The organism is Novosphingobium sp., assembly GCF_039595395.1.
In the GTDB taxonomy this organism is placed as follows: Bacteria; Pseudomonadota; Alphaproteobacteria; order Sphingomonadales; family Sphingomonadaceae; genus Novosphingobium.
Genome location: NZ_JBCNLP010000006.1, coordinates 1,310,507 through 1,329,514 on the forward strand (window position 1 = coordinate 1,310,507; position 19,008 = coordinate 1,329,514).

Below are 19,008 nucleotides of genomic sequence, written 5' to 3' on the forward strand. Positions count from 1 at the left end.
TCGTCACAGGCGCCTCGGGCAGCGAAAGGCGAAGGGGCCCGAATGGCCGAAAGGATTGACCGCCCCCGGCAGCTCGATCCGCAGGACCGCAGACTGGGTGCCATCACCAAAGCGGGCGCGGATGCGGGTCTGCCCGGCATTTTCCAGCACGGCCTGATCCATCAGGCGAAACAGGGCGAAGGGGCCCCGCGTCTCGACATGTTTGAGCGCGCGTCGGCCCGAGAAGATCGTCAACTCTGCCGCCGGAAGCACGGCAAGGTTCCACAACAGGGGCTGGCCTGTCGGAGTGGCGGTCTCGAAACGATAATGCGTTCCTCCAGCGGAGAGTTCAACCGCCGTCACATCGCTGCCCAGACTGTCCAGCCCGACCGAGAGCGGCAAGCCACCTGACAGCAGGTCACGCATCATCGCCGCCCGCTGAAGCTGCGTGGCGCTGGCCCCGTCGAAACCGGCGGCCACCGGATCACCATCACGCCATCGCCAGACCGGCCGCGCGGTGTCGAGCAGCGGCGTGAGGCGATCGCGCGCAAAGGCATCGACCTGTCCGTTCACGCCGAAGATCCGCTGCAGATCCGCAGGCGTCGCATCGAGCGAAGCATTCGTGACAAAGGGATAGCGGCCCTCGCTCGCCTGCAGGCAGGCCGGGAGGATCGAGCCGCGATAGTCCTGCTCAAGCGAGGATTGCGCGGTGCGGGTCGCGGCGCCTGCCCCGCTGCGGGTCGCGGCGGTGACAAAAGCGCTCAACTGGGGCGGCGCGACCACGCCTGCGGTCGACAGCTCCCCCAGCGCCGTGGCGAATTGCCCCTGCACACCCCCGCCGCTCAGCGATGCGCCGGGCACATGGGAAGCAGCATTCGCGACTGCCGCCTGACGGACCGCCTTGAGGAAGGCATCGATCGGAGCATCCGCCGCGCCGCTCCCGGTGAAGGCCGCGAGGGGGCGGAAATGCTCATCGATGGTTTGGCCCGCATCGATCTGATCGCGTGCGCCGCCGGCGCCATCGCCGCCAAGCTGCGTGTTGTGCACGGCCTCAAGCAACAGCACCTTAAGCGGCGAAGGGGACCGGCTGATGGCGCCAAGCGCGGCGGCGTCCTGAAAATAATCCGCAGGCTGCGGCGTCGCGATCATGGCATCCCAGGCCGCGCTGTAATCGCGCGCATAGGCCTGAGCGACGGCACTGCGCATCTGCGGGATCTGGTCGCGGATCGACTGCTTTGCCGCATCGGGGCCCAGCACCCAGAGGTCCCGATCGAGTTCGGCCTGAACATCCCGCAGGCCGGGCCGATAGGACAGGACATAGCCTTCACGGGTGAAAAACCACGGGATCGAAGCGGACAGCACCGCATCGCCATTCCGGAAGGCCTGCCGATCACCGCTGGCAAGGATGCGCGCCGCGCTCCAGTCCGGGCGGCCCAGAGCGGCGGCGCGCTGGCGCAGCACGGCATAGGCACGGTCAGCCAGAGACAGGCTTTGCAAGGCGCTGCGGCTGGAGGCGATCAGCGCCCCGTCGAGCGGCGCCCGGCGTCCGGGCCAGACCCGCCCCAGATCCGGGTCGGCGAGCAAGGCATCGAGATGGGCGGCAAGGCGCGCACGCAGATCGGCGCGATCCGCGCCGGGCAGCGCATTCGCGCGCCAGTCCTCGGTCACAAAGGCCCGCACCGCGCCGCGATCCAGCGGGCCGTAACCGCCCAGCATCAGATAGGCCTTGAGGGGCGCGTAAAGCGCGGCGGGTGCCTGCTGCTGCTCGCGCATCGCCTGTTCGGCGCGCAGCAGCAGCCGGGGCAGCAGGATGCGTTGCAGCCCCTCCAGATAGGCTTGTCGCGCGGTCTCGGCATGGCCGCTCTGGAACAGGCCGAGCCGCATTGACCAGGGCACCGATCCCCGCGCCTGATCGCCATAGCCGCCCGGCAGATCGCGCAGGCGGTCAAGCACGGGAAGGGCCTGTTCGAGATCGGGGTCGCTGTCACGCACCTCGGCGAGATCGAGACCGGCATCGCGGATCTGTTCGCTTACCGTCCCGGCGCCCGCGAGCAGGCCCGACTGAAGCGCCTTGTTGCGCGCAAAGGCATGGCCCCACAGGCCCAGCATCGCCGCCGCCGCCAGACCAAGCGCGGCCAGCCCCCCGACAAAGCCCATCCGGCGACGGCGGCGGATCAGGCTGGCGGGCCGCACCATGCCCGCTTCGGGAATGATGACCTCACCCAGCAGCCGATTGAGGAAATAGGCCCGCCCCTTGCCACCGCGTGGCGCGGCATGCCCGGCGCCATAGGTCGCGGCCATGGTTTTCAGCACGCGGTCGAACGGCGTGCCATCCTGCGTTCCACTCGCGACATAGACGCCCCGGAGGAAGGGCGTGGTCTCACGCTCGCCACGAAAGGCGCCTTCGACGAGATAGGCCAGACGCGCGCGCAGGGACACGAATTGCGCCGGCAGGGCCAGAATCATCCCCCGCTTGCGCTGGTCAGGTTCATCCTGCAGCCGCTTGGGACTGCGCTGCCACAGCGCATCGAGCACGCCGTCATAGGCCGCCATCACCGCCTCGGTCTGGCTGGCACCGGCCGGATCGAGCGTCGCGCCCAGCACCGCGCGGCGCCCCTCGGCAGAGAGATCGTCAAAATATTCGGTGAAGCCCGAAAGCAGATCCGCCTTGGTGAGCAGCAGATAGACCGGCACCGAGACCTGCAGCAGCTCCCCCAGCTCGGCCAGGCGGCGGCGGATGGCCGTGATATGCTCGTCCAGCCCGGCGCGATCGGATGCGACCAGCGTATCGATCCCCAGACTGACGATCACGCCATTGATCGGCTCGAACGGGCGGTGCTGCCGCAGCAGGCGCAACATCCGCGCCCAGCCCGCAGCATCGGCGGCCGTATCGGAATCCTGCGTCGTATAGCGCCCCGCCGTATCGACAAAGACCGCCTCATCGGCAAACCAGAAATCGAGGTTGCGCGTGCCCCCGATCCCTTTGACCGCCGTATCGGACCAGGGAAACCGCAGCCCAGAATGGGCCAGCGCCGTGGTCTTGCCCGCACCCGGCGGCCCGATGATCACATACCAGGGGCGCTGGTAGAGATAGTTGCGCTGGCCGCCCGTCTGGCTTTTCAACTGGGCCAGCGCATCGCGCATGCGTTGCCCCAGCGCCGCTTCCTCGGCATCGGCAGGGCTGGTTTCCGCCAGCGTGCCCGCCAGCGCGTCAGCGGCGCTGCGCCCCTGCCAGCGGCGCCAGAGCAACGCCGCGCCGAAGCCCATCGCCACCAGTGCGATCAGGGTCAGGCGGAACCAAGGTGCGCGCAGCGCCGGAAACAGGGTGGGAAGACCGATCTCGCCGAGCAGGGTCAGGATCGTCGCGGCGGGCAGCGCGAGGGCCCACCAGTTGCGCATCAATTTGTCCATGGGGCTCACTCGCTGCGCGGGATGACGACCTCGACACGGCGGTTGAGCGCCTTGCCGTCGGCTGTGGAATTGTCCGCGATGGGTTGGGTGGCGCCGAAGCCGGTCGCGCTCACGCGGGAGGGATCACTCAGCCGCAGGCGGAACAGCGCCGCGACCTTTTCGGCCCGCGCGCGGGAGAGCGCGACATTGTCCGGGAAGGTCAGGCTGGTCACCGGATCGCTGTCGGCATGGCCCTCGATCCGCACCGGCCCCTTTTCCTGCTCGACGGCCTCGGCGATCCGCTCGAACAGGGCGCCGCTGCCCGGCGCGAGCGCGTCCGAGCCCGAACGGAACAGCGTGCCCACGGTGGTGCGCACGCGCAGGCTGTTGGGGTCTTCCTCGACAACGACGCGATGCTGCGCGACCTCATCCGCCAGAAAGCCCGCGACACGGTGTTGCTGTCCGCTGACCGGCACAGGCGGCGGCGCGGCGGCGCGGGACAGGCGCAGGGGGGCCTGGGGCTCAAGCCCCTGCAAAGCCGTCATCGACGGCTGGCCGGTCTCGATCAGGATCAGCCTCAGGCCAAGCACGACCAACAGCAGAAAGCCGAACAGGATGCTCGCCACCAGCGCCATCGGGGTCCAGAAGCCGATGCGGCCACGCGGCGTCGGCGTGCCGCGCCAGGCGGGAACGAGTTCCACCTCCGACAGCCCACGGATCTGCGGCAGAGCCGCATAGGCGCTGTGCAGCGTGGCGCGCAGCCTGCCCTTGCTGTCACCCAGCCGGTGCCGCCCCTCGAAACCGGCGGCCAGACAGGCGTGATACAGCTCGATCAGATCGAGGTGCTCGGCGGGACGGCCCAGCATCTCGCTGAGCAACTGCCAGAAGCGGTCGCCCCCGATGTTCTCGCCGAAACCGCGCACGACAAGGCTTCGGCGCGCCCATGCGGCGCCATCGTCGGCCCTGCCCGGCAGATTCTGGGCGATGTCATCGACCGTGGCGAAGACCGCATAGCGGGCGCGGCGGCGGGCCTCCTCATCATAGCCCGCCTCGTGCAGGGCCTTGTCGAAGGTCGCGGCGGCAGCAGCGGCGGTGCGGTGCAGCGCCCGTAGATCAATCTCGATCCGGCCCGAGCGCACCGAGGCGGCCAGCGCCAGCAGCGGCGCCGCTGCCTCCACCATCGGATTGTGAGGCCGCGCGCGGGCCGGCGGATCGGGCAGATCCTCGTCAGGCGTCGGCGCACCCGCGATGTTGCCGCGCGCGGGGGCAGCCTTCGCGGCCTGCAAAGGGGTCGGCGCAGGCTGGAAGACGGTTTTTTCGCTCACCGCCCGGCCTTCTTCACGCACCACAGCTCCAGCTTCAGCCCCGGCCAATCCCCGGCCACATGCAGCCCGAGGGCCGGAGCCTTGACCAGCGCCCCCCATTGCTCGGCGGAGCGATCCAGCTCGAAATAGACATAGCCGGGGATCGGGCGGATCTGCGGCGGCGGGGTCGGACTATGGCGCAGCGCGATGCCGGTGAGCGCTGAATCGACGATATGGCGCATCTTCTGCACCGGCCCGATCTTGGCCACCGAGGGGAAGCGGGCGCGCAGCTCTTCGAGCGGAACCTGAGCACTCACGGCCAGGAAGACATAGCCCGTCTCGAACAGGGCCGCATCGGTGATCCGCGCCGTATAGGCGCCGGGCGCCGCCTCGGTCAGCGCCAGCATCACCGCCGCCCGGTCATAGACCGCCGAGAGCGCGGCCTGAATGGCGTCCACCAGCGGCTCGAAACAATGCTGGAGCCGCTCATGGTCATAGAGCGGAAGGGGCGAAGGCCGCCGTGCCTCGCTCGTCAGGGTCGCCAGTTCGCCGGCCATGCCGACGAAGGCCTCGTACAGACGCTCGGGATGGACCATTGGCAGGGCGGCCAGATGGGCAAGCTGCCCGTGGTAACGGTTGAGCATCTGCAGCAGCAGGAAGTTCGAGATGGTTTCCGCGCCGCCATCGGTGGCCTCCACCGCGCGCAGGGCCAGCTCCTCGATCCGTTGTTCGGCGCGGCCGATGATGTCGGCCAGAAAGCCGGCCAGACGCGGGCTGGCGACCTTGTCGAGCGAAGGTGGAATGTAGCGGTCATCCAGAATCAGCGCGCCCGCATGAGTTTCGCGCACGCGCGCCAGACCGAGCAGGATGCGCCCGTAGGTCTGATCGCGCGACAGGCCGAAGGAGAGGTTGGGCCGGGCGATCTCGATCATTTCGCGCGGGCGTTCCTCGGCAAAGACATCAGGCGCCTCGATGGCATCGACCAGAAAACGGGTCGCTGCGGCCCCCGCCTCGCGCTCGGTGCGGAACGCGACCGCGCCGGGCTGATGCGCCGGGAGGGTCAGGTAGATGGTGGCATCGCGGGTGCTGGCGGGCACGTCGAGCGGGGGCGGCGGCGGCAGGTCGCCGGGGATCGAAAAGCACAGGCCGTCGGGCAAAACACCGGCCAGCTCCTCGACCGCGAACTTGCCCAGCGCCGCCAGATCCCGGTTGATAACCAGCCGCGTGATGCCCCAGGGATGCGGGCCTGCCGATGCGGCTCTGGCGCGCACCAGCGCATCGAGATGCCGGTCCTGCTGCTGGAAATGCTGCTGGCGCAGGAAGATGCCCTCGCGCCAGGCCACGCGGGCGTCAGACAGCATCGGCGGTCTCTTGAGCAAAGTCGGGCATCGCAGCTTCCATCACCTCCTGGGGAAGGGCCGAGATGGGCGGCGGCGCGTTTCGAAGCCATGTCACGGCGCGCCCCTTTGGCTACAGTTGCAACGGGCGCGGGGCGGCTCGATCCGCATTTTCGGCAAGCCGCGAGAAAGATTTTACGGGTTTTTGCAGCCTCTGCGTCCTGCCGATATGCGAGGACCGAGAAACAGCGAAACTCTCCTTTCCGGCGGCGGTGCCCAACCCCCGCGCGGCGATATGGCGCGCCCCTTTTCGGGCACGGGAAACCTTTCATGATCGGGCCTGCCATGGATCATGCCCCGGTCGCCTTCGGGCCCTTCGAACTCTTCCCTCAGGCCCGCCTGCTGCGCCGGTCGGGGCAGCGGGTCGACATTGGCGGGCGGGCGCTCGACCTGCTGATCGCTCTGGCGGAGCGCCCCGGCGTCGTCTGGTCGAAGCGCGAGCTGATCAAGCGCATCTGGTCGGACATCGTGGTCGAGGACGGCAGCCTGCGCTTTCACATGACCGCGCTGCGCCGTCTGCTGGGAGACGGGACCGCGGGCGCGCGCTACATCTCGACCCAGGTCGGTGTCGGCTATGCCTTTGTGGGGTCGCTCGAACCTGCCGGGCCCATCGACGCCCCCCATCCACCGCTCGACCTGCCGCCCGAGACCGCATCCCGGCCTCACGCCCCCCTGCCCGCGCCTCTCGATCTGATCGGGCGCGATCGCGAGATCGAACTGGTCGTTCAGGAGCTTCACCGCCCCACCCTGTTCACCATCACCGGCGCCGCCGGGGTCGGCAAGACCGCTCTGGCCATCGAGGCGGCCCACAGCCTGTCGGAGAAAGGCGCGCAGCCCTGCTGGGTCGATCTGGCCGCCATCACCGAGGCAACGCCGCTGCATGCGGCGCTGGCCTCCGCTCTGGGCATGCCCGCCCCAGCCGATTATGCCCTGCCCGATGATGCCATACCCGCGCTGGCCGCCGGTCTGAACGCCAGCGACACCGTGCTGATCCTCGACAATTGCGAGCATATCATCGACGCGGTCGCCCGGCTGGTGGAGCGGCTGCGCGACGAGGCACCGGACACCACGATCCTCGTCACCTCGCGCGAGCCGCTGCGCGCGCGCGGCGAGCGGGTGCTGTGGCTGACCCCGCTGGCCTGCCCGCCCGAGAGCGCCGCAACGCCCGAACTGCTCTCCCATGCCGCCATGGCGCTGTTCCTTCAGCGCGCGACCGCCGGGAACATGGGCCTTTCCCTCACCTCTCAGGATCTGCATCTGATCGCCGACATGTGCCGCAGGCTTGGCGGTCTGCCCCTGCCCATCGAGCTGGCGGCGGTGCGTGTGGCAACCTATGGCGTGACCGCGACGCATCGCCTGCTGGGCGAGCATATCAGCCTGTTCTGGGCCGGTCGCCGGACGGCACCACCCCGCCATCAAACCCTGCTCAGCGCGCTGGACTGGAGCTATGCCCTGCTCTCGCGCGAGGAGCGGCTGACCTTCGAACGGCTCTCCGTGCTGGAGGACAGCTTCACGCTGGACAGCGTGCATGAGGCCGCCTCGGGCGCCGATCTCGATCCTGCCGTGATCCCCGCCGCGCTGGATGCCCTTATCCTCAAGGGGCTGATCGTGCTCGACAAGGGGCGCGGCGATCTGGCCTTCCGGCTGCTGGAAATGACCCGGACCTATGCCCGGCACCGGCTCGACCTGAGCCGGTCAGCCAGCCCGCATCCGGCCCCTCACCATGATCGCGCCGCTTACCGCCAAACGGCGCGCGTCTTCGCGATCGGCGGCGCGCATCGCCCCATGGCGCGGCACGCCGCACCCGACTGAACAACTAGCTTCAGCGCGCCCGGCGCAGCTCGATCCGGCCCGGCGCGATCCGCACCACCCTGAGGGACAGCAGATCCGCCGCCGTCCGGGCGAAACGATCGGCATCGCCCTGCCTGAAACGTCCGGACAGGCGAAGCTGCGCCACCTGCGGATCGGCGATCACCAGCTTGATGCGGCTGCCATCATTGATGGTCTCGGCCGCCCTGGCCAGCGTCACATTGTCGAAGGTGACCAGTTCCTGAGCGACGGGCGCAGCAGAGGCCATGGCCTCCACCAGAGCCGGTTGGCCCGTCCGGGCGGCAAGCTGCTCTCCGGGTTTCAGGACAAGCGCGACCCCCACGCCATCGACCCGAACGCTGCCCTCGAACAGCTTCACATGCAGCGTCTGATCCGCCAGACCGACCTCGAACCTTGTGCCAATATCCACGATGCGCCGATCCAGCGCCTGCACCGCAAAGGGCCGGGCAGCATCATGCGCCACCGAGAACATCACCCGCCCGCGATCGACCACCGCCTGTCGACGATCGGCGGCCAGCGCGATCCGCACCTGCGTATTGCCTTGCAGGCTCATCCTCGTGCCATCCGGCAGGGTGACGATCGAGGTGGAGCCGACCGGCGCGGCATAGGTCTGCCACGCCACCGAAGGCTCGGGCTGCGCGGTCCCCTGATCCTGATGCCACGGTCCGTGCAGGACGGCCAGGCTGCCGGTCACCACCAGCGCCATGGCCGCCGCCGCGGGCCCCCAGCCACTTCACGCCGAAACGGGCGCGCTCCGGCGCCTCGGGCTCGAATGACAGGGCGTTGGCGCGCAGGGCGGCAAACATCGGATCATCGGCGGCGTCGAACAGTCCCCAGGCCTTGTCGACCCTGGCCCATGCCTCGCGGTTGGCGGGGCTCTGCGCCAGCCATTCCTCGAACAGCCCGGCCTCGACCGGGGCGCCCTGATCGCGCTGAACCTGCCACAGAGCGGCAGCCTCGGCGGGGGAAAGCCCCGCAAGCTGGTTTCGGGTGACCTTCATGGCAGATCCCCCATCTCGGCAAGCTGGGCGATGGCGCGCGCCATATCCTTCTCGACCGCGCTGACCGAGATCTTCAGCCGCGCGGCGATGTCGCGATAGCGCATCCCTTCCAGCCGTCGCAAAACGAAGATGGTGCGCATCCTTTCCGGCATGGCGTTGAGCGCCGCAAGCACGGTCTTGAGCGCATCCTGCCCCTCCACGATGCGATCCGGGCCAAGCTCGGGCTCGCCATCCCGCTCGGGGTCGAGTTCGACATGATCTCCGGCATGGCGCGTCGTCAGGCGCCGTCGCCGGTCGGCCAGCACACTGTCCGCCACGCGGAAGACATAGCCCTGCAGATTGCCGATCTCATCCGCCACGCCCCGGTTCGTGACCCGCAGGAACACCTCCTGAACCAGGTCGAGAACATCGTCCTGCTGCGCGACGCGCCGCCGAAAAAAAGCCGGTCAGCGGCGCCCGCATCGCTTCCAGCGCGATGCCGCGTTCCCGCTCTTCGGCAGATGTATCGTTGCGGCCCTCCACGCGTCTCCTTTGCGGGGATTCGCGCGCGAAGGCCAGCCCCATGTTGCAGGGCAGCAGCGATCCGGTCGGAAAGGGCGAGACAAGAGCCATCGCCAGCAAGACGCAGGCCTGGGCAAAACCCATAATTGCGGGATTAAAATCCTGTCTCCAGCGTCAATTCGAAGCGACGGCGACGCGGATCGACATAGGAATTGTACCCTCCCGGAGCATTGACCACGGTGACGGGGCGGCTGTCGAACACGTCCTGCACGCCAAAGCGCAGGTTGAGGCTGCGCCGATGGCCATCAAAGCTCATGCCCGCCAGCGCGAAGCGATAGGCCAGTCCCAGATCGAGCGTCGCCTGCCCCGGCACAGTCACCCCGCCCTGCGCCGGCACATCGTTCAGCAACTCGTTCATGCGCAGCAATTCGACCGCGCTGGTGATCCGGTAAGAGCCGATATACTCCCCCTGCGCCGTCAGGGTCAGGCGGTCACGGGTCCAGCGGACGCCGGCATTGGCGCGCAGGGAAACAGCGCCGTCAGCCGCGCCGCTGAAATTGCGGCTGGGCACGTCAAAGCCGACATAGCGCCGGAAACGCGGCTGCCAGGTCAGGCTGCCGTCAAGCGTCAGGACACCCTGCCGCTTGAGCGACAGGCGATAGCTGGCCTGCCCGTCGATCGCATCGATCACCGTCCGGCCCTCCTGCAGGCTGGAGATATCGACCTGCTCGATCACCCCGCCCGTATAGCCTTTGGCGATATCGGCGGCGGTGAGCGGCGCGCGCGTCACACGGCCCGGATAAAGATCTTCATGGGCGATGAAATACTCGGTCTCGTCCATGATGCCGGAGACATTTTCATGGGTCCGCACGATGTTGGTGTAATCGACCGAGACGCGCAGCCCCGGCACGGAAGGCGGTTGCACCACCGCACCCACCGAAATGCTGCGCGCCCAGGAGGGCACCGGATTGGGGGCCCCGCCCAGCACCTCGTCAAAGAAATTCGTCGAGCGCAGATTGCCGCGCTTGGGATCGGGCAGAAAGGAAACGCCGGCGTTGGGGAAGATGCGGCGCGACAATTCGGACAGTGCCAGCGGCTGTTGTCCGGTCGAAATGCTCGAGCGGAGCACAATGCCGGTCAGCGGCGTAAACTTCACACCCGCCGTATAGACCGCGCCGCCATTCCTTATCGACCGGCCTGCGTCCGGCTGGGTGGGATCATTGGCCGATGCCCACATGATCGCATCATCATACCGCACGGCCAGTTGCACCTCCAGACCGCGCAGGGGCCGGATACCGGAATCCCGCGCGGTCAGCGGCGCGCGCACCTCCGCATAAAGCGAATTGACCGTCTGGCCATAGCCGCCCAGCGTCTGCTCGATGGGTTGAGCGAAAAGCGCTGCCAGATCGCTGGCCGTGCCGCCCGAAACGCGCTCCACGCGGCGTTCTCCCAGCAAGGTCAGGCCCACATCGCCGCCCGGCAGCCGGGCAACCGGCCCGGCAAGGCGCAGCGACAGGTCACGGAAACGGCTGCTCTGCTGGAAATGGGCCTGGTCCGGCCCGAACAGCCCGTTGAAGGATGCCAGATAGGTGGAATAGTCCGCCAGAGGATTGCGGGGGCCATCGCCGTTCAGGATCTGCGTTTCATAAACGCCAAAGCCGGCCAGCGTGAAATTCTGCCCGCTCGATACCATGTTGCGATCCGACCCGCCCAGGCTGAACTCGGCTTCTCCGCGCCAATGTCCGGGCAGGCTGGCGATCACACCGCCCGTGGCGCGCACGATCTCGGTCCGGAAGGCATAATGATAGGCCTGATTCGGGTTCGGCGCATAGACGATCACATTCTGGGCAAAGGGATTGCCGGGATTTTGCGCGCCAAGCGGGATTTGCGCCACGTCGCCCGTCCCTTGCGCCTCGCCCCGATTGACCAGCCGCAGATAGTCCGCGAACAGTTCGATCCCGCCCGTCCGGTGATGGATGCTGGCAATAATCGAGCTGGTCTTGCGCGCCGACAGCAGGCTGGCATCCGCCCCGGCGGCGCCTGCGCCCGGCGTGGCATCGAACCGCCCGGCATTGGCCACCAGCGTCTGCGCCAGAGCCGACGCGGATCGGCCATCGGCAGGCGGCGCATAGGTTATGACCGAACCAAGCGCCGTCCCGCCATAGCCCGGCTTGAGGACCAGCGGCGTGCCATTGGCCGACACCACCGTCAGCGACCGCGACGATGGGGGGCCGGCCACGATGAAAAGGCTGGGGTCATTGGCAAAGCTGCGGGCATTGGCCCTTTGCTGGAAATCGCGCTGCCCGGCCAGCAGACCGCCGAAATCGGAGGCGGCCACATCCAGCATCACTTCGGTATCGCCATGGTCCGGCGTGAAGCCGACGCGCAGATCCGCACGCGAATAGGGCGCGTCGCCGCGCGCCGTGACGCCATGGGTGACGGACAGGTCGATCCCGCGATAATCCCGCCGCAGCACAAGGTTCACGACACCGGCTGTCGAACCGGGCCCATAGATCCCGCCCGAGGTGGCGGTGATCGTTTCCACCCGGTCGAGCGCCTCGGGCGGCAAGGCGTTGACGTCGGGCTGGAGGAAGCCGCTGGTCCCGGCAGGCAGTTGCGGCAACCGGCGGCCATCGACCAGAATAAGCGTCTGATCGGTGCCCAGCCCGCGCAGATTGATGCTCGATGCCGTCTGGCCCATCGCGGAGCTGGCCTGCTGGGCCAGCGTTGCCCCCTGCGCATTGGCCGTCAGGCGCTGCGCGGCAAGCTCCTCGACGGTCTCGCTGTGGGAGGTCGCGATGTCCTCCCGGTCGATCACCCGATAGGGGCGCACGTCATTGATGGTGCGCTGGATGTCGGCATTGTCATTGCGGCGGCCCCGGACCAGAATTTCGGGCGTCGCCGCAACCGGCGGGCCATCCGCGCGTGGTATCGCGGCGATGACATAGCTGCCGTCCTCGGTCCGGCGCGCCATCAGGTTCGAGCCGGAAAGAACGAGATCCAGCGCGGCCTGCGCCGGATAGCGCCCTGATATGGCGGGGGCGGTCCGGCCGCGCAGGCTGTCTTCGGAAAAGAGCAATTCGATGCCGAACATCTGTGCAATCGCCTGCACGCTGGCCGTCAGGGACTGCGCAGGAAGATGGACCGACTTCACGGCAGGCCCCGCGATGGCGGCAACGGGGCAAGCCATCAGGATCGCGGTCAGACCAAGGTCGCGCAGGCGATCCCTCGCGCGGCCATGCGCGCCTGACCGCCGCTTGCGGGCTGGAGGCGTCGCGATGGATGCAACAAGTCTCCGAAAGTCTGCCAGGGGCTATGATCCGAACCGTCTTATGCTGATTGCGCCCCTATCACCTGTTCCGGAACTTGCGAATAGGTCAATTATGGGGGGCGGGCCATCAGCGCAGGGCGTCGGCAAGCGCGAGATCGCGCATATCGACGCCGGTGCCTCTCCCGAACAAGGCTCTGGAAAGCTGGTCCGGGCGCAGAGGAAAGTCGAGCCGGATCGCCGGAGGGACGCAGAAAGGGTCAGGCGCGGCCACCAGCAGCCTGCGGCCCTGCAGCGCATCCGCCAGATCATGCAGCAAGGCCTCCACGACGCGGGTTTGCGGGCTCGAGATCACAATGGCATCGCAGGCCAGCGCCGCCTCGCGCAACACCGCGTGCGGCGTCGAGAGGGCAAAGCCCAGCGGTTCATAGCCAAGTTCGGCCAGCAGCTCCTCTTCGGCGGCGAGGGCCGCGTCTTCCGCCAGCAGCAGGATCAGCGCCCCGTCACCCATGGCCGGCTGCGGCGCCGGACGGGTTTCGGGAATCCAGATCGAGAAGCAGGCCCCGCCATGGGCCCGGTTGCGGACATCGATGCTGCCGCCATGGTCCTGCACGATCTCCCAGGCGGTGGACAGGCCAAGGCCGGTGCCGACCGCCTTTGTCGTGTAGAAGGGTTCGAACAATCTGGACAGAGCGGCCTCCGGCACGCCCGGCCCCGCGTCGCGGATGGAGATCACCGCATAATCGCCCGCTTCAAGCCTTGCATGGCTGAGCTGGCGCTCCCCGGCAAGGTGGATGCGCGCGGTCCCGATCGCCAGCACCTTGCCGCCGCTGGCGAAGAGGCCGTTGTTGCAGATGTTGATGATCGCCTGTTCAAGATCACGCGCCACGCCGCGCACCGGCAGCCGCGCCGGTCCGGCCCGCAGGCGGTAAACCTGCCGATCGCGCGATGCCGCCGCGAGCAGCCTTAGCGCATCGCCCAGCACATCGCCCAGATCGACAAGCTGTTTGGTCGAGCGCCGCTGCCGGGCAAAACCCAGAATATCCTCGACCAGATCGCGGGCCCGGAGCACCGCCGCCTGTATCTCGTCGAAGCTGTTGCGCGCGACGGAGCCCGCGCGGGTTCGCTCCTGCCCCATTTCGGCGAAACCCGCGATGGCGCCGATGATGTTGTTGAAATTATGCGCAACACCGCTGGCCATCGTGCCCATCGCCTCCAGCCGCCGGGCGCGCGCCAACGAGCGTTCGACCCGCTCGCGCTCGATCTGCATGGCTTCGCGGCGCGCGCCATGCGCGATCACCACGATCGCCGAGCCGATGCTGGCGGCATGATCGCGCCGCTGCGCGGCCAGCCCGTTCTCCGGCTCGAAACCGATGACCACGCGGAACGGCTCGGCCGAGCGCAGCAGCACGAAATTGTCCACGCCCATCTCGCCCATCGCGTCTTCGAGCAGGCCCCGGTCGCGCGATGGACGCCGCGAGACGACAAGGCGGTCCCCCACCCACAGCTCGTCCGCATCGGCAGCCTCGACACATCGGGTCAGCCATGCGCTGTCCATGTCCTCCGGCCAGGAGATTTGCGGGAAATTCGTCAGGCCGGGGATGCTCAACTGCAGCCGCTTCGCGCCGATGTGCGGGGCAAGACGCTCGACCGCCGCCTGAACGCGGGCGGCAAAGCTGGCGCTGCCTGTCTCGATCAGCGGCAGGGCGATCGCGGCGCTGAGCCTTTCACTGGCGGCCTGCGCCTCCAGCTCCCTCGTCCGCCACCGCTGAAGGATGACCAAGGCGATGACCGTCCCCACCAGCAGCAGGACCGTGATGGCCAAAGCCGCCTGATCGTGCCGGATGATCGCGCTGCGCCGCGCCGAATCCTCGCGAAGGACGGCCTGCAGGCGCGCGGTCTGCTCCTCGACCGGCAGGGCGCGCATGCTGCGCAGCATGTCGTCGATCTCCGGCAGGACCGCGACCAGCAACCGGGCATGCGACAAGCGCTGCGCATCGATCGATCCGGCGGCGGGCACCGGCGTCCTCGCCAGCGCGCGGCGGGCCTCGGCCACGGTCTGGGGCGTGGTATCCAGTGTGAGCGAGAGGATGCGCGACGCAAGCGCTTCATGCAGGCCATGCTCCATGCCCGGATTGCCCCGGAACATGCTGAGCGAATTCTGCAGCAGGGCATTGTCGCTTTTGAATCGCTCGACCAGGGTTTCGCGCTGGTCCACCATGGCCTGCAGACGGCCGAGTTCCCGAACCGCCGACGCCTGCTTGGGCAGCGCGCCAAGCGCCCGCAGATTCTCCCGCGCGGCGATGATGTCCGCATTGACCGGATCGTAATTGCGCAGCAGCCCGGCCCGCGCATCGAGCAGATCGACCTGAAGCGTCCGTTCCGCCAGCGAGAAGCCCATCAGGGCGTTGCTCGCCTCGCTCATCCAGCGGCGGCTGGCAGTGATGGTGTGGATCGTCAGGACCACAAGCAGCAGCGCCGCCACAAACAGCAGCACGCTGGAGGCGCGAAGCACCAGCAGCCATCTCATCGCGCGTGCCCGTTCGGAGCATGGAGCCGGTGGCCTTGCCAACTGCCGGTGAGCGCCCCCAGAAATGCGGCAATATCGGTCACATCCCCATCCGCAATGGTGAGATCGAGCTGAGCGCGCGCCATCTGCCGGATCGCTTCGGGAAGCTGCTGCACGCTGCCGTCGTGGAAATAAGGCGCGGTGACGGCCACATTGCGCAGGCTGGGCACGCGCAGGATCTGCGGATCGCGCTCACCAAGCGGATGGAAAATACCGCGACGTTGCGAGAGGTTTCCGCCAACATTGCGCCCCTGATGGCAGCTCGCGCAGCCCAGCGCCGTGAAGCGGCGGTAACCCCGCACCTGCTGCGCCGTCATGGCCGATCGATCGCCGCCCATCCAGCGATCGAAGGCTGAATTCGGCGTGGCCAGCGTCGCCACAAAGGCGGAGAGCGCATCGGCGACATTGGCCTCGCCCGGCGCGGCGTGATAGATGGAACGAAAGCGTGCCGCCATCTGCGGATCGGCCGCCAGACGGCTCCCGGCCAGCCCATGGCCGCTCATGAGATGCCCGTTACGGAGCGTCCCCAGGGTCAGCTCGCGCAGCGATGTCGCGCGGCCTTGCCAGCCGAGCCTGAAGTTGAAGCCGCTGTTGAAGACTGTTGGCGTGTTGAACGGCATCAGGCGCCCGCTGTCTCCGGCATCCAGCCTGCGCGCGCTGGCCCCGTTCGAGCCGAGATCGTGGCACGACTGGCAACTGAGCCGCAGCGATCCGGACAGGCGGCGGTCAGCAAAAAGGGCCTGGCCCAGCGCGATCTTGCGCTCATCGCCCGGCTCGGGCAGCGGCAGCGGCGCCAGCGCCATGCGCGCCGACGGCTCGGTGATGGTCTGGGACCGCACGATCCCCGCGCCGCACAGCAGGGCCGATATGGCCAGAAGCAGCGCGGTGCGCGTCATCCCACCTCGACCTCGACGTCGAATTTGTAGCCGATGCCGCGCTCGGTGCGGATGAAATGGGGCTGGCGCGGATCGTCCTCAAGCTTGCGGCGCAAGCGCAGGATCTGGACGTCGATGCTGCGGTCGAACACATCCTCATGCACCCGCGTCGACTGCAGAAGATGCTCACGCGTCAGCGTGCGTCCGGGCGCCTGCACAAAGGCGCTGAGCAGGGCGAACTCTCCCTTGGTCAGGGGCACCTGACTGCCCTGCGGCGAGATGAGTTCGCGCTGGCGCTGGTCGAACAGCCATCCGGCAAAGCGGAAATTGGCTTCGCGATGCTTTGCCGGGCTCATACGGTCCATCGTCCGCCGCCGCAAGGTGGCGCGCACCCGCGCGAGCAGCTCGCGCAGCCCGAAAGGCTTGGTGAGATAGTCGTCGGCGCCCAGTTCGAGGCCGACGACCCGGTCAACCTCTTCCCGGCGATTACCCGTGATCAGAATGACCGGGACCACGCTGCGCGCACGCAATTCGCGCAGAATGTCCAGCCCGTCATCCTCGCCCAGATGCAGATCGAGCACGACCAGATCCGGCTCGCGGACGGTCAGGGCATGAAACAGGGCGCGCCGCCCCGAGACGCAGGAGGCACGCAGCCCATGTTCGGTCAGATAATTGACCAGCACCCGCTGGATGGCCGGATCATCATCGACAATCAGCACGCGGGCCGCTTTGACCTGGCTCATGTAATCCGCCGTTTCGATAAAAGTCACCTTATGCTCCTCCAAGCGACCGCCTGACATCGCCCGTGTATAGAAGCGTCGCGGAGAGGCCGTTGTTAGCCCGTAGAAGGCTCGTGACATTTCCTGTTAGCTGCCGGGCCCGGATGCCAGGGCTGGCGAGGCGGGGGATGGCCCGGACCTCGCCGCTGCGTTCAGGCCATGGACCACCGCGATGTTAATCGCCCTGCGCGTTCCGCCGCGACATCAATTTGCCTACAGTTGAAATTCCACCCGATAATGTGCTGATCGACCAGATGTTTGCTGAACATTGGCAACATCGCGACACTCTTCGGTTTCAACGGTAACAGTTCTTCTTGAAGCCCGGCCCGGCCCCATGCATCGTCCATCCGCACCTCAGGGCGCATCACCCTATCATACTGAAATTCTTGAACAGGATCGACACATCATGGCGCGGATCAGCTATGTCGAGGATGCGGTCTATCAGGAACGTCTGGGTTCCCCTCAGGTGGCGAACCTGCTGCGCGTGCTGTTCCACTCGCCGCAATGGGCCGAAGCCTTCGTTCGGCTCGCGGGGGCACAGATGAGCGTTCTGTCGCTGCCCGCGCGGGACCGGGAGCTGGTCATCCTGCAGGTCGGCCATATGCGCCGGGCCGATTATGTCGTGGCCCAGCATGAGGGCATCGCAGATATCCTCGGCATTCCGGCAGAGCAGCGTGAGGCGCTGCGCACCGGTGACTTTGCCAATCCGGCCTTCTCGGACCGCGACAAGGCCCTGATCCATCTCGTCGCGGTGCTGATCAACACCGGGGCCGCCGATGCGACGACGCTCAATGCCGCCAAACGCTTCTTCAGCGAGGCGGAGCTGGTGGAAATTGTTGGCGTTCAGGGCTTTGCCGCAACGGTCGCGGCAATCACCAGAAGCTTCGAGATCGACATCGACCCCGTCAGTGCCGAGGATCTGCTGCGCTTTTCCAAAGCGGTCGGGGCCGATCAGCCCCGCGCCTGAAGGGTCTCACACCGGCTGCATCAGCGGCCCATAGGTCTGGCGATACTTCTTCGGCCCGACGAAAGGCAGCAGGAGGTTACGCAGCCCCGACGGCAATTTCGCCGCGCGTGACATGGCATCGGTCTGCGCCTGCACATGCCCGACCCGAGACCGCCGCTGCGCCTCGAACGCCGCCAGCGCCGAAGGCATATCGGCCCCTTCGGCCAGCAGGCGGCCCAGCACGATCGCGTCCTCCATGCCAAGCGCGGCCCCTTCCGCCCAGACCGGGGCGGTGGCATGCGCCGCATCCCCGATCAGGACGACGCGCTTGTCATGCCAGCGATCCAGCCGCACCTCTTCCAGAGGCGAGTGATACAGCCCGCCGGGCCGCGCCATGCCCTGAGCCACCGCCTCGCGAACGCGGTCGGGGAATTGTTTGGCCAGCTCGATCAGCGAGGCTCTGGAGAGGTTCTTGGCACGCGGTCTGGTGATCGCGGCCCAGCCATAGACCTCATGCTCGTCGACCGGCATCAGCAAGACCATGCCATCCGCGCCGGCCCAGACCGTCCAGCAATCGAGGCCCGGATTGGGCGCCATGAAGCGCCAGCTCGCATCGGCCAGCATGGCGTGCCCACGACCGGCGACAGTGCCGAAAAGCTCCTGCCGAATGGTCGAGCGCACCCCGTCCGCGCCCACGATCAGGCTGGCGGTGAGGGCCGAACCGTCCGCCAGCAGAACCTTGGGGCGGGCCGCATGCAGGGCAAGCGAACGCACGGTTCCGGGCCGCTGCCGGTCAGCATCCAGCCCTTCATTCAGCATCGCCGTCAGCGCGGCGCGGCGAATGCTTCGGGGGCGCAGCCCTGCCCCCAGAAAGCATCCTCGTCCATCGCGAAGAGCAGCTTGTCGCCAGCGGTGCGGTATTCGCGGCGGCCGATGGGATGCCCCTCTGCCTCGATCCTGTCGCGCAGGCCAAGGTCGGCCAGCGCCTGAATGGCATTGCCCGGCAGATTGATCGCCAGCCCGCCGTCCTGCGGGGTCAATCGACGCTCCACCAGCACGTAGGGCACGCCGCCCGCCTGAAGCATTCTGGCAAGCGCAAGGCCCGCAATGCCGCCACCGGCGATAACAACGGGGTCTTGCGATGGAAGTGGCACGCTGGAGTCCTCAAT

General features: G+C 67.7%; 12 protein-coding genes and 1 pseudogene. 2 read left to right on the forward strand and 11 right to left on the reverse strand.

The annotated features are described in order from the left end of the window. Positions 1–3: 3 nt before the first annotated feature. The 3 genes from tssM to tssK are packed head-to-tail and all read right to left on the reverse strand — an operon-like array spanning position 4 to position 6,034. Entirely contained in the window at positions 4–3,390 is a 3,387-nt protein-coding gene (tssM, locus tag ABDW49_RS25490) for a type VI secretion system membrane subunit TssM (RefSeq protein ID WP_343616389.1), read from the reverse strand. Positions 3,391–3,395: 5 nt separating this feature from the next. After that, positions 3,396–4,694 (reverse strand): type IVB secretion system protein IcmH/DotU, encoded by a 1,299-nt coding sequence (gene icmH, locus ABDW49_RS25495; protein WP_343616390.1) that lies wholly within the window; start codon positions 4,692–4,694, stop codon positions 3,396–3,398. Continuing rightward, positions 4,691–6,034 (reverse strand): type VI secretion system baseplate subunit TssK, encoded by a 1,344-nt coding sequence (gene tssK / locus ABDW49_RS25500; RefSeq protein ID WP_343616392.1) that lies wholly within the window; start codon positions 6,032–6,034, stop codon positions 4,691–4,693. The genes icmH and tssK overlap by 4 nt, the downstream gene beginning before the upstream one ends. Before the next feature lie 306 nt (positions 6,035–6,340). Here tssK and ABDW49_RS25505 point away from each other — a divergent pair, with 306 nt between their 5' ends. Continuing rightward, on the forward strand, positions 6,341–7,882 hold the full coding sequence (locus ABDW49_RS25505) for a winged helix-turn-helix domain-containing protein (protein ID WP_343616394.1): 1,542 nt from the start codon (positions 6,341–6,343) through the stop codon (positions 7,880–7,882). Positions 7,883–7,892: 10 nt separating this feature from the next. Here ABDW49_RS25505 and ABDW49_RS25510 read toward each other — a convergent pair whose 3' ends face one another. The 6 genes and pseudogenes from ABDW49_RS25510 to ABDW49_RS25535 form a co-directional block, all read right to left on the reverse strand. Next, positions 7,893–8,594, reverse strand: a complete 702-nt coding sequence (locus tag ABDW49_RS25510) for a FecR domain-containing protein (protein WP_343616395.1) — start codon at positions 8,592–8,594, stop codon at positions 7,893–7,895. 303 nt (positions 8,595–8,897) lie between these two features. Then, positions 8,898–9,326, reverse strand: a pseudogene (locus tag ABDW49_RS25515) (RNA polymerase sigma factor); the annotation flags it as partial. A 230-nt stretch (positions 9,327–9,556) separates the two neighbouring features. Beyond that, a complete protein-coding gene (locus tag ABDW49_RS25520; protein ID WP_343616397.1) occupies positions 9,557–12,592 on the reverse strand; it encodes a TonB-dependent receptor in 3,036 nt (1,011 codons plus the stop codon). A 208-nt stretch (positions 12,593–12,800) separates the two neighbouring features. Next, entirely contained in the window at positions 12,801–15,200 is a 2,400-nt protein-coding gene (locus tag ABDW49_RS25525) for a DAHL domain-containing protein (protein WP_343616399.1), read from the reverse strand. Then, the gene (locus tag ABDW49_RS25530; RefSeq protein ID WP_343616400.1) at positions 15,197–16,135 is read right to left on the reverse strand and encodes a cytochrome c peroxidase; all 939 of its coding nucleotides are present in this window, start codon (positions 16,133–16,135) and stop codon (positions 15,197–15,199) included. The genes ABDW49_RS25525 and ABDW49_RS25530 overlap by 4 nt, the downstream gene beginning before the upstream one ends. Next, positions 16,132–16,884 (reverse strand): response regulator, encoded by a 753-nt coding sequence (locus ABDW49_RS25535; protein ID WP_343616402.1) that lies wholly within the window; start codon positions 16,882–16,884, stop codon positions 16,132–16,134. The genes ABDW49_RS25530 and ABDW49_RS25535 overlap by 4 nt, the downstream gene beginning before the upstream one ends. A 415-nt stretch (positions 16,885–17,299) precedes the next feature. Between ABDW49_RS25535 and ABDW49_RS25540 the strand changes: the two genes are divergently transcribed. After that, positions 17,300–17,860 carry a carboxymuconolactone decarboxylase family protein gene (locus tag ABDW49_RS25540; protein ID WP_343616404.1) on the forward strand — a complete coding sequence of 187 codons (561 nt, stop codon included), beginning with the start codon at positions 17,300–17,302 and terminating at the stop codon, positions 17,858–17,860. A gap of 6 nt (positions 17,861–17,866) precedes the next feature. Here ABDW49_RS25540 and ABDW49_RS25545 read toward each other — a convergent pair whose 3' ends face one another. Together ABDW49_RS25545 and ABDW49_RS25550 are read right to left on the reverse strand one after the other, a co-directional pair. Continuing rightward, on the reverse strand, positions 17,867–18,613 hold the full coding sequence (locus ABDW49_RS25545; RefSeq protein WP_343616405.1) for an FAD-dependent monooxygenase: 747 nt from the start codon (positions 18,611–18,613) through the stop codon (positions 17,867–17,869). Positions 18,614–18,663: 50 nt separating this feature from the next. After that, positions 18,664–18,993, reverse strand: a complete 330-nt coding sequence (locus ABDW49_RS25550; RefSeq protein WP_343616407.1) for an FAD-dependent monooxygenase — start codon at positions 18,991–18,993, stop codon at positions 18,664–18,666. Positions 18,994–19,008: the final 15 nt, after the last annotated feature.

Coding starts and splice junctions, on each gene's coding strand:
- ABDW49_RS25525 (WP_343616399.1), bottom strand. CDS start 15,200: ATGAGATGGCTGCTGGTGCTTCGCGCCTCCAGCGTGCTGCTGTTTGTG.
- ABDW49_RS25505 (WP_343616394.1), top strand. CDS start 6,341: ATGATCGGGCCTGCCATGGATCATGCCCCGGTCGCCTTCGGGCCCTTC.
- ABDW49_RS25540 (WP_343616404.1), top strand. CDS start 17,300: ATGGCGCGGATCAGCTATGTCGAGGATGCGGTCTATCAGGAACGTCTG.
- tssK (WP_343616392.1), bottom strand. CDS start 6,034: ATGCTGTCTGACGCCCGCGTGGCCTGGCGCGAGGGCATCTTCCTGCGC.
- ABDW49_RS25530 (WP_343616400.1), bottom strand. CDS start 16,135: ATGACGCGCACCGCGCTGCTTCTGGCCATATCGGCCCTGCTGTGCGGC.
- ABDW49_RS25520 (WP_343616397.1), bottom strand. CDS start 12,592: ATGGCTTGCCCCGTTGCCGCCATCGCGGGGCCTGCCGTGAAGTCGGTC.
- tssM (WP_343616389.1), bottom strand. CDS start 3,390: ATGGACAAATTGATGCGCAACTGGTGGGCCCTCGCGCTGCCCGCCGCG.